Source organism: Acidocella aminolytica 101 = DSM 11237, from assembly GCF_900129125.1.
GTDB lineage: Bacteria > Pseudomonadota > Alphaproteobacteria > Acetobacterales > Acetobacteraceae > Acidocella > Acidocella aminolytica.
The window spans coordinates 60,389-74,793 of record NZ_FQVJ01000016.1 but is presented as its reverse complement, the minus strand read 5'-3'; the positions used below and the strand labels follow the sequence as shown (position 1 = coordinate 74,793).

Here is a 14,405-nt window from a genome sequence, read left to right as displayed (position 1 = left end):
ACGGCCATACAGTGCCATATCCTCCCAGCTTTCCGCCCCGGCAATCACCGCGCACACCGCAATCACCAGAATATCAATTAGCCGGTGCTCAACCTTGCCGCCGCAGCGGGGGTCTTCCAACGCCGAAAATTCCTCCACAAGCCGCCTCACCGACATGCACGTCTCCCAATCTCAAGGAGACTCCCCGAATCACACCCGATTCCATGCCGTCAACTATGCCCGAAATTTTCATGCGTAACCCCTGGAACACCGTGGCATAGATGATGGCAAACCGCACACCGGCCGAGCGAAACAGCGCGCGGCGTTTGCGCCTGACCGGCGGCGCCCCGCTGGGCGCCGCTTGGCTGCGTTCCGTCATTATGCCGAACGGAGACCGGCTCAGACGGCGTCAGCCCGCAGCATATAGCCCGCATTGCGGACCGTATGCAGCAGCGCGGACTCGAACGGCTTGTCGATCTTCTGACGCAAACGGGAGATATGCACGTCGATCACATTTGTCTGCGGGTCAAAATGATAATCCCATACGCCTTCCAGCAGCATGGTGCGGGTGACCACCTGCCCGGCATGGCGCATCAGATATTCCAGCAGCCGGAACTCACGCGGCTGTAGATCAATCTTCTGTGTACCGCGCCGTACGGAGCGTGAGAGCAGATCCATCTCCAGATCCCCCACCTGCAACCGCGTGGCCGGGCCATCGCTCTTGCCACGACGCGTCAGCGCTTCAACACGAGCCAGCAATTCGGCGAAGGCAAAGGGCTTGGTGAGATAATCATCCCCACCAGCCTTCAGCCCTTTCACGCGGTCATCCACCTGCCCCAACGCGGAGAGAAACAGCACCGGCGTAGTGTTGTCCTGCCCACGCAGCGTTTCCAACAGGCGCAGACCATCGATCCCGCCAGGGAGCATACGGTCCAGGATGATCGCATCGAAATTCTCGGACGCGGCCAGGAATAACCCGTCACGCCCGTTATCCGCATGCTCCACCGTGTGGCCTGCCTCGCGCAGCCCCTTTAATACGAAGCCCGCGACATCTTTGTCGTCTTCAACGACGAGTATCCGCATAATTACTCCCCTATTTGGGCCGGTCGCCGCCCAACGGTGACCGGTAAGTGGAATATATGTGCATCTCTTTTTATCCCAAGGACAACCCGCCGCCCAGGCGGCATGGATGCAATCGCGCGCGTCAGCCCGTCCGCACCGGAAATTGACTCACCATTCACTGTTACAATTATGTCAGATTGCACCAGTCCAGCACGGTCAGCCGGGCCACCAGCCTCCAGCCCGGTAATCAGCGCCCCCGGCGCGCCATCCGTCGGGTCCGCGACGGAGACGCCAAGCCACCCACGCGCCACCATACCATGGGCCATGAGCTGGTCGACAATGGGTGCGGCGCTGTTGCTGGGAATCGCAAATCCAATCCCCACCGACCCGCCGGAAGGCGAGACAATCGCTGAGTTTATGCCAATTACCCCGCCTTCCATATTAAACGCAGGCCCCCCGGAATTACCGGGATTGATCGGCGCGTCGAGCTGTAAAAAGTGATTGAACGGCCCCTCTCCAATATCCCGCCCTTCGGCCGAGACGATGCCCAGGGTGAAGGAGTTGCCCAGCGCGAACGGGTTGCCCGCGGCCAGCACCCAATCCCCGGTCTGCACCTTGCTGGAGTCCGCCCAATGAGCCGGTTTTAACGGATGAGATGGATGAATTCTAATGACGGCGATATCAGTCAGGTCATCTGCCCCAACTAACTTGGCGGTAAATTTTTCGCCATTATCCAGTGTGACCGTAATTTCCGACGCGCCGGCAATGACATGGTCGTTGGTGACGATCATCCCATCCGCGCTGATAATGAAACCCGACCCCGCCGCCTCAGTTAAAGGCGGAGTGGATTTACCCCCTCGCACTGGCGCCGTTTTGCCCGCCGCATTGCCGGAGGCTTCGGTCACGGTAATACCCACGACACTGGGCGCCACCTGCTTCACCAGCGGCGCCAAGGAGTGCGGCGCCCCTTGAAATAAGCTGAACTGCGCCGAGGCAACCACCGGACAGACCAAAAACAAACCCAGCAGCAAACTTCGCCAAATCATGCCCGTTCTCATTTTCCTCGACCAGCGACCAGCGCCATGCCAGCCCCCGGCGCGGCACCAAGCCGCCCTGGAGATAGTTGCGCACGAAGCGCAATTATAGTCCAATACAACTGCTTGAGAGTTGAAAACACTGCACCACCTTACGACGTCACTATGATATGAAGGAGGACAACAGCATGTGTGCGAAACGTATCGATCCATCTTCCATTGACATCGACCATCTGCGCCAGGAATTCGAAAAATTCCGCGCCGGACTCGGCGATGCCGCAGACAAGCTGGGCGACAATGCGCATACCGCCCTGGATCAGATCACCGAATATTTGAACGGCGGCAGCCTGTCCTCCCGCGTTGCCTCGCTTGAGGAGGAGTTGGAAATTCTAGGCGCCCGGCTGAAAGGCTCCAGCAAGGATGCCGTGGCCAAGCTGGAAACCGAAGCCAGCGCCCGGCCTTTGGCCGCCATGGCCCTGGCCTTCGGCGCAGGGCTGCTGGCCGCCAGCCTCCTGCGCCGCGGCTAAAGCTGAATGTCGCTTGCCCGCCGCGCCAGCTTTATTGGAAAAAGCACCGCGCTATGGGTGGCCATGGCCGTCTGCGTGCTGTGCGCGGCGCTGGGTGCGCTGGGCTTCTTTACCGCCGCGTTTTTCATCTGGGTCAGCGGTCACCTCGGCCCAGCGGCGGCGGCCTGCATCTGCGGGGTGGCATTGCTGGTGGTGGCGGGGCTTGTGGCGCTCGGCGTCAGCCTGACCCTGCGGCGCATGAATTCTCGCCAGCCCAGCTTGGCGGAGGACGCGCTGGGCGTGCTGATGCTTGGCCTGCGCTTTGCCACGCTGGTTGTCCGCCGCGACCCGCGCAAGGCGATAATGGCAGCGGTCATCGCGGGGGCGCTGGCTGAATATTTCACCTCCAGCCGCCCCACCAAGGACTAACCCCCCTTCACATCAAGCAAAGAGGGGCTTGGCTTACTTGGTATTCTTGGCCGCGGCCTGAAGGTCAGCGGCGCGGGCCAGAATCCGGTCCTCAAGCCCGCTGGCCAGAGACGGATCGGCTGGCGTGTCCATCCACTGCCCATTCTGCTTCACCTGCTCGAACACGCTCACCTGAATTGCATCAGCGGTCAAAACCTTGCTGAGGATATAGGCCGTGGCTTTAAAGCGCGTGTCCGGCTCGGACGGCGGGCTATACCAATCTGTGATGATCACCCCGCCAAACGGGTCGGCGGACGCCAACGGCATAAAGGACAGCGTATCCAGCGAAGCCCGCCAGAGGAATGCATTGACCTGGATATTGGTGTTCACACCGGTGGTACCGCTTGCGCCCTTGCCCAAGGTGAATAGCGAGCCTGACCCTTCGGATGGCGGCCCCATGCCGCCCATCTCGTAATTATCCACGGTCGGGGCTGAGGTTTTAACACCACTACAGGCACTGAGAGACAGGACGCTGAGCGCCAAGCTGGCGGGAACGGCGATACGTTGAATAATCCTCAATTCTGCTCTCCAAGCCCGAAACTGCATGCTGTTTAGCCTCCAACCCCGGTTCCGCCAAGGGCTGCGGCCATACGAGATACAAAGCGTATCCTCAAACAAAAAGGGTGACGGTTACCCGCCACCCTTTCCTGAACACCCCCGTTAAGGGACTGCTCTAATTGATTACCACTTGAGGGTAGCGCCAGCGGCCAGCACCTGCTCCTGGGTGTTGCCCGTGGAGATGCCATGCGGCTGGTGCTGGTGACCATACAGGTACTGCACGAACAGGCCGATCGGCTTGGCCAACTGGTAGTTGGCGCCAGCTGCCACACCATACTCGCTCAGCGTACGGGCATAGGTGGTGGTACCGGGGACATACTTACCGGAAGACTGCTGGTTGAAGTAAGACGCGCCAACCGTGTAGGGGCCGATCTTGTAGGACGCACCCACAATGTAACCCAGCGCGTTGCGGGCACCCTTCGGCTTGAAGTCGTAACCGTCTTCAACCTGGCCCCACTTGACGTTGCCGCCCACGGTCAGACCAGCAAAGGAGGTCTGCGCGCCAGCCTGGAACACGCTCAACTCGTCATAGCCATACGGCGCGGCAGCACCATAGGATCCATTGGTGCTGCTCAGCGGCGCGCCATGCAAGTAAGCAATGGACACCTTGTTGGCGAAACCGGACATCTCGTTGGCATAAGTCGCGGACACGTCCAGCGTGTTGCGGCGGCGGGAGTTGCTGCCGTTAGCGATGGAGGCGGCGTTGGCGCCTTCGGCGCTGCCGGTGGAGGCATAGCCTTCTTTGATACCGTTGGAGTTCGGTTCGAAGCCGATGATGCCGGAGAGCTTGCCGCCCAGGGTCTCAACAGCCGGGCTCTCATACACGATCTTGTTGGTGGTGTAGAGGTGGCTGTAATCGGCGTAGATGAAGTTGCCCGGCGCGGAAGGCAGCAGCATGACGGCACCGCCGTCGGAGTTGAACTGCGCACCGTCACCGAAGTCCTCGATCACACCGGTCTGGGACAGGGTGAAGGCGGAGTCGGTCTGGCCGAAACGCACAAAGCCATACTCGGGCATGCCGATATAGCCATAAGCGCGCTGCACATACAGGCCGGCAAAGCCGTTGCCGTTAGTTGAGTTGTTGTTCTTGCCCTGACCAGCGTTGGACAGCAGGGTCCGCAGCTCACCCTGGAAACCGTACCAGATGCCGCTGGTGGTCTGGCCGTCGAAGCCGGGAAACAGGCGGAAATCACCGAAGGTGCCGGTGCTGTTCAGCTTATAGCCAGCCGCGTCGCTGCCCATGTTGGAGGCGCCATAAACGCCGAAGCCATACTGGAAATAGCCGTTCAGGTGAACGACGACGGAGCCGGGCGCCGCAACCTGCTTGGAGGGCTGGGCGAAAGCAACGCCGCCAGCAAGCAGCGTGGCCGCGGAGGCCAAAAGAAGTTTGCGCATCAATTCATCTCCTCATTCGCCTCGAAAGGCGATGTGACTGGCCAAGAAGGCCCCCTGAGTTCAGCACCGGCCAAAAAATGTAACCGGCGCTTCGGAGATCCTTAAATCTTCATCGCCAACCAGATGCAATCACCGAACCGCCCGGAACAGTCTTATTCATGGCACTGTGGCACACACGCCACATGTATATGACATTTATGTTAAATACATACGAAGCTTTTTATTGGAAAAACCAACAGCTATAGAAAAAACACGCCCAAACCCGCAACAATAAACTATCAAAAAGATAGATTTTTAAAACCGCCAATTTACCCGCAAAAGCAGGCCCTAAACCGCATCATTTTTACGCTAATTGCCTTAAAGAAAAGCGTCGATCGCCCCAATTCCGGCACACAGGAGACCTGTCCTCTTCATGTTTACGCCATTAATTCCCCCTAACGCGTAAGGCTTTATTCGCCCGGCTTGACGTGCCAGCCGCCGCCAGCCAGCCCCCCCCAGAACCACAGCACCCGGATGACTCGCTGTGGGGAAAACCGGCGAGATGAAAACCAGCTCCGCCCCGGCCCGGCGCGCCCGGCGCATCTGCGCCTCATTATGCACTGAGGCACTCACCAGCCCGCCATGCCAGCCGGTTGGCCGCCCGCCTTGCCCGCCGCGCAGATGCACCCCCGCCTGCAGACGCGCCGCCAGCTTCGCGTCGCCAGCAATAATCAGCGCCAGCCGCCGGGCCCGGCAGAGCCGCGCCGCCGCCTTGGCCAAAGCGGCGCGGTGCGGGTGCGAATCGTGCCGCAGCAGCACCCCGCACAAGCCCGGTGGCAAACGCCTTATAATCGACAGCGGGTCCGGGGCGCGGGCCTCATCCGTGAAAAACCAGAGCGGCGGCGGCCCGGCATGGCGCCGCTTTACCGCGCGCGCCCAGGCGATTAACCGTGAATCCATGTCTGACCCTAGCCTGATCGCCCGGAATCTCGAAACCATCCGCACCCGCATCGCCACCGCCGCCCGCAATGTCGGGCGCGACCCTGAGGCCATCACGCTTATCGCCGTCAGCAAAACCCACCCCAAGGAGGCAGTGCTGGCCGCCATGGCGGCCGGGGCCAGCGTGTTCGGGGAAAACCGGGTGCAGGAAGCCGCCAGCAAATTCCCCATTGCGGGGGCCAAGCTGCACATTATCGGCGGACTGCAAACCAACAAAGCCGAGCAGGCGGTGCGGCTGGCGGATTCGATCGACAGCCTGGACCGCCCCCGCCTGGCCGACGCCATCGCCCGCGCCGCCGAGGCCGCCGGGCGCCTGCCGGAGTTGCTGGTGCAGGTGAATATTGGGGACGAGCCGCAGAAATCCGGCATCCCCACGGCGGAGGCGGACGCCTTCATCCGCCTTATGCGCGCGCGCTTCGGCACCGCGCTGCAAGGGCTAATGTGCATTCCCCCCGCCGAGGGCGACCCCACACCCTTTTTCCACAAGCTGGCCGCCATGGCCGACACGCACGGCCTGCCCGTGCGCTCAATGGGAATGTCCGGCGATTATGAGTCCGCTATCGCCGCCGGGGCCACCCATATCCGCATCGGCACTGCCATTTTCGGGCACCGGGACCTGCCAGCCTGAAGCATCCTGCATTTCAAATTAACCAGAAATTCAGTTTTAATGTTTTAATTAGCCAACTGAGCAGGATTCCCCCTCCCTGGCCCTGTGCGGCGACGACTTTTGGCTGTATCTGCATCCGCTAAACGCTTGCCTCCTGGAGAATAGTTTCCGGTGATCAGATTATCGATCCCGTTCCGCCAAGCCTTGTCGCGCTTAACCCTGCCCGTGATGCTCGTCTTTTCACTGGGCTGTGTCTTAATCGGCAGGGCCGACCAGCATTTATCAGACCGGTTGCGTTCAGCGCTGGATGATCTTTTGGCCCCGGCCTACATGCTTGTCTCCGGCCCCATTCAGGCGGTGGAGCATAGTACCGGCGCCATTGGGCATCTGTTTGAACTCAGCCAGGAAAACGCACAGCTCCGCGCACAGAATAAAGAGCTACTGCAATGGCAAGAAGTCGCAATGGCCCTGCAGGCGCAAAACGACGCACTGAAAGCCTCCCTGCATTTCGTGCCACCGCCCACCCCGCATTTCTCCACCGGCGAGGTGGTGGCGGATCTCGGCGGTGTTTATGCGCGCTCGGTTCTGGTGCTGGTGCCGCCCAGTAATGGCGACCCGCAAACCCTGCTCGGCGCCGTGGCCATGGATGGGCGCGGCCTTGCCGGGCGAGTGGTGGATGCCGGCTCCCGCTCCGCCCGCGTGCTGCTAATCACGGATATTAACAGCCGCATCCCCGTGGCCATCGGCGCCAACGGCGAGCCCGCTTTGATGGTCGGCAATAACGGCCCTGACCCGTCTCTGCTTTATTGGTCACCCAGTCAGCCGCCCGCTGAGGGCGCCATGGTGCTCACCAGCGCCGAGGGAGGCGCCTTCGCACCCGGCCTGCCTGTTGGGGTGGTGCATTATAACGCGCAAAACCAGCCGGTTGTGCTGCCCCTGGCGCATCTCAGTGCCTTGCGTATACTGCGCCTGTTCAGCTACCCGGACAATCTGCCGGACCTGACACCCATTCCTCATAAAAAGCCGGACGCCTCGTCCATCAGGCATCACCGGAAGCACTGAGCATGGCCCGCGCCCCCGTCCTGCGCCGTCCCGCCACCGGATGGCGGCGATTGGATGCCGCCTCACGCCGCCTTTTCCCCTTGGCAGCGTTAATCTTTGGCCTGTTCGTCATCGGCATGCCCTTCGGCATTCCCGGTCAGGCGGCGTTGCGCCCAGTCTATGCAATGGGCTGCGTCTATTTCTGGTCTCTCTATCGCCCCGCCTCTCTGCCCGCACCAATAGTGGCACTTTGCGGGCTGCTGCTGGACTTGGCAGACCTTTCGCCTCTCGGGATCTGGGCAGTGCTGCTGCTATTGTTGCAAGGCGCGACCTGGCTGCTCCGGCGCAAACTGGTTCCCGCGCGGTTTTTGCTGGTCTGGGCCTGCTTCGTCCTGCTGGTGGCGGTGTGGTCCATACTCGCCTGGGCGGCTGAAGCCGCCCTGACCGAAACCTGGCTGCCGCTGACCCCGCCTCTGTTGGAAACCTTGCTGGCGGCGGGGCTGTACCCAGCTCTGGCGGCGCTGCTCATCCGCGCGCATCGCGGCCCGGCAGCGGTGGAGATGGCATGAGACGGCAAGCCAAGAACCGCACCTCCTTCACCCGACGCGCTTTGCTCATCGGCACCGGGCAAGCGGCCATCTTCGCGGCCATCACCGCGCGGCTTTACCATCTGCAGGTCGCCGAGCATGGCAAATACGCCCTGATGGCGAAGCAGAATTCCATCTCCGAGCGTCTTGAGGCGCCCGAACGCGGGATCATCACCGACAGGTTTGGCACTACGCTGGCGGGCAACCAGCAACATTGGCGCGCTTTGTTCATGAAGGCCATGGCGCCGGACCCGGACGCGGTACTGGAAAACTTCTACCGCCTCGTCCCACTTTCAGACACGGAAAAGGCCCGTATCACGCAGGATCTTTCAGAGCATCCCGGCTACATCCCCGTCTTGTTGAAAGACTGGCTTGACTGGCCGGACATGGCCGCCATCGAGGTCAACACCCCCAACCTACCCGGCGTAATCGTCGAGGAAGGCGCCAGCCGCACCTACCCTCTGGGCCCGCTGGCCGCGCATGTGGTCGGCTATGTCGGGCGGCCGAATCAGAAGGAAGCTAAGGAAAACGCCGTCTTAGCACTGCCTGGGATGCGCGTGGGCCGCACTGGCGCTGAGGATGCTGAGGACACCGCCCTGCGTGGCCAGCCCGGCTTTGTCCAGACCGAGACCAACGTGCATGGCGAGGTTGTGCGCGTGGTGGCGCAAGACCCCGGCACACCTGGGCAAACCGTGGCGCTGGGACTGGATGCCGGGCTGCAACAGATCGCCATGCAGGCGCTGGGCAACAATACCGGCGCGGCGGTGATGCTGGATGCCACCAACGGCGAAATTCTCGCCATGGCCAGCACCCCGTCCTTCGACCCCACCTTGTTCGACAAAGGCGTGCCCAGCGACACGTGGAAAAGCTGGATGACCGACCCGCGCCACCCCTTGGTCAACAAAGCCGCCGCCGGGCTGTTCGCCCCGGGCTCCACCTTCAAGCCCACCGTGGCGATGGCGGCGCTGAAATGCGGCGCGCTGACGCCGGAAACCATCCATGACTGCCCCGGTTATTTCAAGCTAGGCAACCATATCTTCTGGTGCGACGGCCATATCGCTCATGGCCGCCTCACTGTCACCGGTGCGCTGCAGGTCAGCTGCGACGTGTTTTTCTACAAAACCGCGCTGGATACCGGTGTGGACAATATTCACGCCATGGCCTCCATTATGGGGCTGGGCGTGGACCTCCATTCCGACTTTCCGCACACCCAGAGCGGCCAGGTGCCGGACCTGGTCTGGGCGAAGCAACGCGGCATCCATTGGGTCCAGGGCGATACGGTGGTACAGGGCATCGGCCAGGGCTACCTCCAGCTCACCCCGCTGGCCCTTGCCACCATGATCGCGCGGATCGGCACCGGCACCAACATCACTCCGCATATCGCCCGGCGGATCGGCGGCGCCCTGCAACCCGCCTCCATTCCCGGCGCCCCGCAGCCGCTGGATGTGAATTTCGCGCATCTGGCCGTGGTGCGCCAAGGGCTGTTCGAGGTGGTCAACACACCCAACGGCACCGGCTACGGAGCCCGCCTGACCATCCCCAACGTGCAGATGGCGGGCAAAACCGGCACCGCCCAGGTGCATAACAACACCGCCACCGAAAAAGCCGCTGGCTATAACGACATGGACATGGCCTGGGCCCAGCGCCCCAACGCGCTGTTTGTGGCCTATGCCCCGGTTGAAAACCCGCGCTACGCCGCCGCCGTGGTGGTGGAGCACGGCAATTTCGGCGCGCAATCCGCCGCCCCCATTGCGCATGACATGATGACCTACGCCCTGCTGCACGACCCCGCCGGACGCGACAAACCGCTCGCCAACCCGCCGCCAATGCCGCCATTGACCTCTCCCAAGGTGCCCGCCCTATGATCGAGCCCGGCAGCCTCAGCCTGCACCGCCCCTTCCGGGAGCGCTCCTTCGGCATTGCTCGCAAGCTCATGCGGGTTAACTGGCTGTTCGTGCTTTGCGTCTGCATGTTGGCGGGGGTGGGCTATGCGGCCTTGTACTCCGCCGCCGGCGGTTCGCCGGAGCCTTACGCGCAAAGCCAGATCATCCGCTTTTGCGGCGCGCTGGTGCTGATGCTCTGCATCGCCATGGTGGATATACGATTCATCGCCAAATTCTCCTGGCCCGCCTGGCTGCTTGGCGTGCTGCTGCTGCTGGCGGTGATGAAGTTCGGCCATGTCGGGCTGGGCGCCAAACGCTGGATGAGCGTGGGCGGCGTCGAAATCCAGCCCTCGGAGCTGATGAAGCTGTTTCTGGCGATGGCCATGGGCAGCTATTTCAAGCGCGCCACGCCGGAGCAAACCGGCAATCTGCTGTTCGTGCTGCCCGCTGTGGTCGCCATTTTAATCCCGGTAGGGCTTATCCTAAAGGAGCCCAATCTCGGTACCGCCGTTATCACCGGCACCATCGGCGCCACGGTGATGCTGGGGGCGGGGGTACGCTGGTGGTGGTTTGCGATAGTGGTTGCCATCATCGCCGTCTGCGCGCCGATTATTTACGAGCATCTGCACGCCTACCAAAAAGCGCGGATCGACATCTTCCTCAATCCCGGCGCGGACCCTCTGGGGGCGGGCTATAACATCATCCAAAGCAAGATCGCGCTCGGCTCCGGCGGCTTTTTCGGCCAGGGCTATCTGCACGGCACCCAGAACCAGCTCAACTTCCTGCCCGAGAAACAGACGGATTTCGTCTTTACCATCATCGCGGAGGAGTTCGGCTTTTTCGGCTCCATCGGGGTCATTGGGCTGCTCGTCACCATTGTGGGGCTGGCTTATTACACCGCCTTGTCCTGCTCGCATGTTTATGGGCGGCTGGTGGCGCTGGGTATCGCCACCAATTTCTTCCTGTATTGCTTCGTCAATCTCTCGATGGTGATGGGCCTCATCCCCGTGGGCGGCGTGCCGCTGCCGCTTATCTCCTATGGCGGCTCAGCTCTGACCGCCGTGATGCTGGGCTTTGGTGTGCTGATGTCTATTCACGTCCACCGCGACGTGGAGTTCCCTGAAACAGAGGATCTCTGACGGCCCCATGGCCCTGCTTGTGTTTGATTCCGGCATTGGCGGGCTGGGCGTTGTCGCCGCGCTCAACCAACTCACCCCGGGCCTGCCGCTTAGCTATCTCGCGGATAACGGCTTTTTCCCCTACGGTGAAAAGCCGGACGAGATCTTGCTGCCCCATATTCTCAATGTGCTCGGCACCGCCATCGCCCGTGAGCAGCCGGACGCTGTGGTGATTGCCTGCAACACCGCCAGCACCATCGCCCTGCCAGCCCTGCGCGCGGCCTTTGCCTTGCCTTTCATCGGCTGCGTGCCGCCCATCAAACCCGCCGCCGCCGCCAGCCGCAGCCGCACTATCGGCGTGCTGGCCACCGCCGCCACCGTGCGCCGCCCTTATCTGAACGGGCTGATTGCCCAGTTCGCACCGGATTGCCGCGTGCTCTCCCTCGGCACCCCCGCTTTGGCCGAGTTGGCGGAGCAAAAATTCCGGGGAGCAGAGGTGGATGTCTCAACCGCCGTGGCGCCGCTGTTCAAGCAGCCGGGCGGGGCTGAGATCGACGCCATCGCCCTCGGCTGCACCCACTATACCTTTCTGCTGCCGGAGTTGCAGGCCCTGCGCCCGCAGATCTCCTGGCACGACCCGGCCTTGCCGGTGGCACGGCAAACGCTGAAAATCATCGCGCCGCTTAGCCTCAGCCCCGCCCCGCGCCGTGCCCACTTCACCGGAGAGACGCTGCCCCCGGCCCTGCTGGCGCCCTTCGCGCTATCGTCCTAAGCTGGCTCAGCCCCGCAACAGCACAACCACCCCCAGCGCGATCACCGCCCCCATGGTGATGTCAAAAATCCGCATCCTGTGACCCTTGGCTAAAAACCGCCGCAACCCAGTGCCTAGCGCCGCCCACCCAAAGGCGGAGCTAAGCCCCACCACCAGAAACACTCCGGCCACCATCAGCGCCGTCAGCCAGATATGGGCCGGATTCATGAATTGCGCCGTCAGTGAAATCGCCATCACCCAGCCCTTGGGGTTGATCCACTGGAAGGCCACCGCCTCATGAAAGCGAAAAGGCCGGATCGGCCCGGTGGACGACCCCAACCCGCCCGCCGAGGCAATTTTCCACGCCACCCACAGCAGCATCGCGGCGCCGCCATAGCGCAAAACATCCCGCAATAAGGCACTGGCCTGAAACGCGGCGCCCAGGAACAGCCCGACCAGAAACACCATCACCGGAAACCCTAGTCCCACCCCCAGAGCGTGCGGCACTGTCCGGCGCAGGCCGAATTTAACGCCCGAGCTCGCCAGCAGGGCGTTATTCGGCCCCGGTGTCCATCCGGCCGCCATGCCCAAGGTAAACAAGGTTAAAAGCGCATGCAGAGACATAACAGGCACTCAAGCCCTCAGGAACATACCGACGGTCAGCGCAATCCCTACGCAGCTGATCACCACCCGTAAAATCTTCTCCGGCACATGGCGCAGGATCAAAACCCCAACCTGCCCTCCAATAATGGCTGAAATCCCCAGCACCAGAATCAGCATCCAATGCGGCTTGCTCTCCGCCAGAAAGATCAGCACGGCGGCCACATTCACCACTCCTGCCAGCACGTTCTTTGTGGCCCCGGCATGGCGCACGGCCAGCCCCACGGCGGTCAGCGCGGCAAGCATCAAAATCCCGATCCCGCCGCCGAAATACCCGCCATAAACGGCGATCATGAATTGCAGCAGCACGGCGGTACGCGGGTTGATCGGCGGGGGCGCATCCTTCGCCCGCTGCTTCCTGAAGAAACTGCCCCAGATAAATACCAGCGTGGCGAACAGAATCAGCCAAGGCACCAGATGAGTGAAAATACTCACCGGCGTGGCCAGCAGCAGCACCGCGCCAATGCCTCCACCCACCACACTGACAATAAACAACGTGGCCAGGGACAGCCCCGCCGCGCCACCCGCCATGCGCCGCCCGGTCCAGCCCGTTGTGGCTTGGCCAGGAAACAGCGCGATGGTGGATGTAATATTGGCGGCGCGCGGGTCCAGCCCCGCGAGTAGCAATGCCGGGAAGGTCAGAAACGACCCGCCGCCCGCCACTGCATTCTGCGCCCCGGCAATAAACCCCGCCACGGCCAGCACAACGCCGGAGAGAATCATGCAGTCAGCTCGGCCAGTTCTGTAGCGGGCGGGCGCGCGCCGATACGCGCAATTGCCAATGCTGCCGCCTTGGCACCAAGCTTTCCGGCGGCTTCCAGCCCCTCACCGCGCGTATAGGCCGCCAGGAACCCGGCGGCATAGGCATCGCCCGCGCCAGTTGTGTCCAGCACCCGCACCGGCGCGGCGGGAATGCTCACGGCCTGCCCGCCTTGCAAAATCAGACTGCCCGCCTCGCTGCGCGTCAGTACCGCGATGTTCACATCCAGCGCCGCCTTGGCAGCGGCCTCGGCAAAGCTGTTCACCTGATACAGGCTGCAGATCTCCGCCTCATTCGCAAACAGGATATCCACGCCCTCGGCTATTAAGCGACGGAACCCGTCGCGGTGCCGGTCCACACAGAACGCATCCGAAAGCGAGAGTGCGGTCTGCTGCCCCGCCGCGCGAGCCATGCGCGCCGCCTCGATAAACGCCGCCTGGGCCGCCGGCGGGTCGAACAGATAGCCCTCAAGGTAGGTCACCTTGGACGCTGCAATAACCGTCTCGTCCAGATCATGCAGCGCGAACTCCCCGCACGCACCCAGATAAGTGTTCATCGTGCGCTGTCCGTCCGGCGTGACCAGAATCAGGCACCGCGCGGTCGGGATCGGTGCGTCCAGCGGCGGGGTGGTGTAATGCACGCCCACGGAGGCAATCTCACGCCGGAATGCCTCACCCATCTCATCCTTCGCCACCTTGCCCAGAAACGCGACTTTGGCACCAAGCGCCGCCGCCACCGCGCAGGAATTCGCCACCGAGCCACCGGAAGCTGTCAGTGCACCCTGCATCGCGCCAGTCAGCTTGGTCGCAGTATCAACGTCGATCAGCGACATTGCACCCTTTGGCATATCGTGACGGCTTAAAAATTCGTCATTCGTTTGCAGCAGAAAATCGACGATTGCATTCCCGATGCCGGTGATATCGAATTGTGATATGGCCATATTCGTCAAATCTCCGCAGATTACAGCGGCGTCGGGTTAGCACCGCGAACCAACCTCGGCAAATGAGCGGTAAGGTTG

17 protein-coding genes are annotated in these 14,405 nt (G+C 62.2%); 8 read left to right on the top strand and 9 right to left on the bottom strand.

All coding sequences use genetic code 11. The features are described from left to right. The 3 genes from BUB54_RS10375 to BUB54_RS10360 all read right to left on the bottom strand — a co-directional run. Nucleotides 1–156 (bottom strand): transposase family protein (locus BUB54_RS10375; protein ID WP_139284871.1); only part of this gene is annotated, 156 nt, incomplete at its 3' end. A 222-nt stretch (nucleotides 157–378) separates the two neighbouring features. Further along, nucleotides 379–1,062 (bottom strand): winged helix-turn-helix domain-containing protein, encoded by a 684-nt coding sequence (locus BUB54_RS10365; RefSeq protein ID WP_048878427.1) that lies wholly within the window; start codon nucleotides 1,060–1,062, stop codon nucleotides 379–381. A gap of 2 nt (nucleotides 1,063–1,064) precedes the next feature. Then, a complete protein-coding gene (locus BUB54_RS10360) occupies nucleotides 1,065–2,087 on the bottom strand; it encodes a S1C family serine protease (RefSeq protein ID WP_048878428.1) in 1,023 nt (340 codons plus the stop codon). 176 nt (nucleotides 2,088–2,263) lie between these two features. On the opposite strand from BUB54_RS10360, the gene BUB54_RS10355 reads away from it, so the two are divergent. Both BUB54_RS10355 and BUB54_RS10350 read left to right on the top strand, forming a co-directional pair. Next, on the top strand, nucleotides 2,264–2,602 hold the full coding sequence (locus tag BUB54_RS10355) for a protein-tyrosine phosphatase family protein (protein ID WP_139284870.1): 339 nt from the start codon (nucleotides 2,264–2,266) through the stop codon (nucleotides 2,600–2,602). A gap of 6 nt (nucleotides 2,603–2,608) precedes the next feature. Beyond that, a complete protein-coding gene (locus tag BUB54_RS10350; protein WP_048878430.1) occupies nucleotides 2,609–3,010 on the top strand; it encodes a hypothetical protein in 402 nt (133 codons plus the stop codon). Between the two features lie 33 nt (nucleotides 3,011–3,043). On the opposite strand, the gene BUB54_RS10345 is transcribed toward BUB54_RS10350, so the two are convergent. The 3 genes from BUB54_RS10345 to BUB54_RS10335 form a co-directional block, all read right to left on the bottom strand. Beyond that, nucleotides 3,044–3,568 carry a DUF3576 domain-containing protein gene (locus BUB54_RS10345; protein WP_241869351.1) on the bottom strand — a complete coding sequence of 175 codons (525 nt, stop codon included), beginning with the start codon at nucleotides 3,566–3,568 and terminating at the stop codon, nucleotides 3,044–3,046. 162 nt (nucleotides 3,569–3,730) lie between these two features. Further along, nucleotides 3,731–5,002 (bottom strand): porin family protein, encoded by a 1,272-nt coding sequence (locus tag BUB54_RS10340; RefSeq protein ID WP_048878432.1) that lies wholly within the window; start codon nucleotides 5,000–5,002, stop codon nucleotides 3,731–3,733. Between the two features lie 357 nt (nucleotides 5,003–5,359). Then, nucleotides 5,360–5,941 (bottom strand): thiamine phosphate synthase, encoded by a 582-nt coding sequence (locus BUB54_RS10335; RefSeq protein ID WP_048878433.1) that lies wholly within the window; start codon nucleotides 5,939–5,941, stop codon nucleotides 5,360–5,362. On the opposite strand from BUB54_RS10335, the gene BUB54_RS10330 reads away from it, so the two are divergent. From BUB54_RS10330 to murI, 6 genes are all read left to right on the top strand, one after another. Further along, the gene (locus BUB54_RS10330; RefSeq protein ID WP_048878434.1) at nucleotides 5,940–6,608 is read left to right on the top strand and encodes a YggS family pyridoxal phosphate-dependent enzyme; all 669 of its coding nucleotides are present in this window, start codon (nucleotides 5,940–5,942) and stop codon (nucleotides 6,606–6,608) included. The genes BUB54_RS10335 and BUB54_RS10330 overlap by 2 nt on opposite strands. Nucleotides 6,609–6,758: 150 nt before the next feature. Continuing rightward, nucleotides 6,759–7,649 (top strand): rod shape-determining protein MreC, encoded by an 891-nt coding sequence (gene mreC, locus BUB54_RS10325; RefSeq protein ID WP_048878435.1) that lies wholly within the window; start codon nucleotides 6,759–6,761, stop codon nucleotides 7,647–7,649. A 2-nt stretch (nucleotides 7,650–7,651) separates the two neighbouring features. Further along, nucleotides 7,652–8,197, top strand: a complete 546-nt coding sequence (locus tag BUB54_RS10320; protein WP_048878436.1) for a hypothetical protein — start codon at nucleotides 7,652–7,654, stop codon at nucleotides 8,195–8,197. Beyond that, complete coding sequence (mrdA, locus tag BUB54_RS10315) at nucleotides 8,194–10,080, top strand: penicillin-binding protein 2 (protein ID WP_048878437.1); 1,887 nt, start codon at nucleotides 8,194–8,196, stop codon at nucleotides 10,078–10,080. Before BUB54_RS10320 ends, mrdA begins: the two co-directional genes overlap by 4 nt. Continuing rightward, complete coding sequence (gene rodA, locus BUB54_RS10310; RefSeq protein WP_048878438.1) at nucleotides 10,077–11,237, top strand: rod shape-determining protein RodA; 1,161 nt, start codon at nucleotides 10,077–10,079, stop codon at nucleotides 11,235–11,237. Before mrdA ends, rodA begins: the two co-directional genes overlap by 4 nt. 7 nt (nucleotides 11,238–11,244) lie before the next feature. Continuing rightward, a complete protein-coding gene (gene murI / locus BUB54_RS10305; protein ID WP_048878439.1) occupies nucleotides 11,245–11,988 on the top strand; it encodes a glutamate racemase in 744 nt (247 codons plus the stop codon). A 6-nt stretch (nucleotides 11,989–11,994) separates the two neighbouring features. Here the strand turns inward: murI and BUB54_RS10300 are convergent, their stop codons facing one another. The 3 genes from BUB54_RS10300 to BUB54_RS10290 are packed head-to-tail and all read right to left on the bottom strand — an operon-like array spanning nucleotide 11,995 to nucleotide 14,327. Beyond that, nucleotides 11,995–12,591: a LysE family translocator gene (locus BUB54_RS10300; RefSeq protein WP_048878440.1), complete on the bottom strand. Its 597-nt coding sequence runs from the start codon at nucleotides 12,589–12,591 to the stop codon at nucleotides 11,995–11,997. A 9-nt stretch (nucleotides 12,592–12,600) separates the two neighbouring features. After that, the gene (locus tag BUB54_RS10295) at nucleotides 12,601–13,350 is read right to left on the bottom strand and encodes a sulfite exporter TauE/SafE family protein (protein WP_199444687.1); all 750 of its coding nucleotides are present in this window, start codon (nucleotides 13,348–13,350) and stop codon (nucleotides 12,601–12,603) included. Then, nucleotides 13,347–14,327 (bottom strand): adenosine kinase, encoded by a 981-nt coding sequence (locus BUB54_RS10290; protein ID WP_048878441.1) that lies wholly within the window; start codon nucleotides 14,325–14,327, stop codon nucleotides 13,347–13,349. The genes BUB54_RS10295 and BUB54_RS10290 overlap by 4 nt, the downstream gene beginning before the upstream one ends. Between the last annotated feature and the right edge of the window lie 78 nt (nucleotides 14,328–14,405).

Bases quoted from the DNA above. Each gene is read 5' to 3' on its own strand.
- BUB54_RS10360 (WP_048878428.1), bottom strand. From the start codon at position 2,087: ATGATTTGGCGAAGTTTGCTGCTGGGTTTGTTTTTGGTCTGTCCGGTG.
- mrdA (WP_048878437.1), top strand. From the start codon at position 8,194: ATGAGACGGCAAGCCAAGAACCGCACCTCCTTCACCCGACGCGCTTTG.
- BUB54_RS10350 (WP_048878430.1), top strand. From the start codon at position 2,609: ATGTCGCTTGCCCGCCGCGCCAGCTTTATTGGAAAAAGCACCGCGCTA.
- BUB54_RS10340 (WP_048878432.1), bottom strand. From the start codon at position 5,002: ATGCGCAAACTTCTTTTGGCCTCCGCGGCCACGCTGCTTGCTGGCGGC.
- BUB54_RS10300 (WP_048878440.1), bottom strand. From the start codon at position 12,591: ATGTCTCTGCATGCGCTTTTAACCTTGTTTACCTTGGGCATGGCGGCC.
- BUB54_RS10365 (WP_048878427.1), bottom strand. From the start codon at position 1,062: ATGCGGATACTCGTCGTTGAAGACGACAAAGATGTCGCGGGCTTCGTA.
- BUB54_RS10290 (WP_048878441.1), bottom strand. From the start codon at position 14,327: ATGGCCATATCACAATTCGATATCACCGGCATCGGGAATGCAATCGTC.
- BUB54_RS10295 (WP_199444687.1), bottom strand. From the start codon at position 13,350: ATGATTCTCTCCGGCGTTGTGCTGGCCGTGGCGGGGTTTATTGCCGGG.
- rodA (WP_048878438.1), top strand. From the start codon at position 10,077: ATGATCGAGCCCGGCAGCCTCAGCCTGCACCGCCCCTTCCGGGAGCGC.
- BUB54_RS10330 (WP_048878434.1), top strand. From the start codon at position 5,940: ATGTCTGACCCTAGCCTGATCGCCCGGAATCTCGAAACCATCCGCACC.
- BUB54_RS10335 (WP_048878433.1), bottom strand. From the start codon at position 5,941: ATGGATTCACGGTTAATCGCCTGGGCGCGCGCGGTAAAGCGGCGCCAT.
- BUB54_RS10355 (WP_139284870.1), top strand. From the start codon at position 2,264: ATGTGTGCGAAACGTATCGATCCATCTTCCATTGACATCGACCATCTG.
- murI (WP_048878439.1), top strand. From the start codon at position 11,245: ATGGCCCTGCTTGTGTTTGATTCCGGCATTGGCGGGCTGGGCGTTGTC.
- BUB54_RS10320 (WP_048878436.1), top strand. From the start codon at position 7,652: ATGGCCCGCGCCCCCGTCCTGCGCCGTCCCGCCACCGGATGGCGGCGA.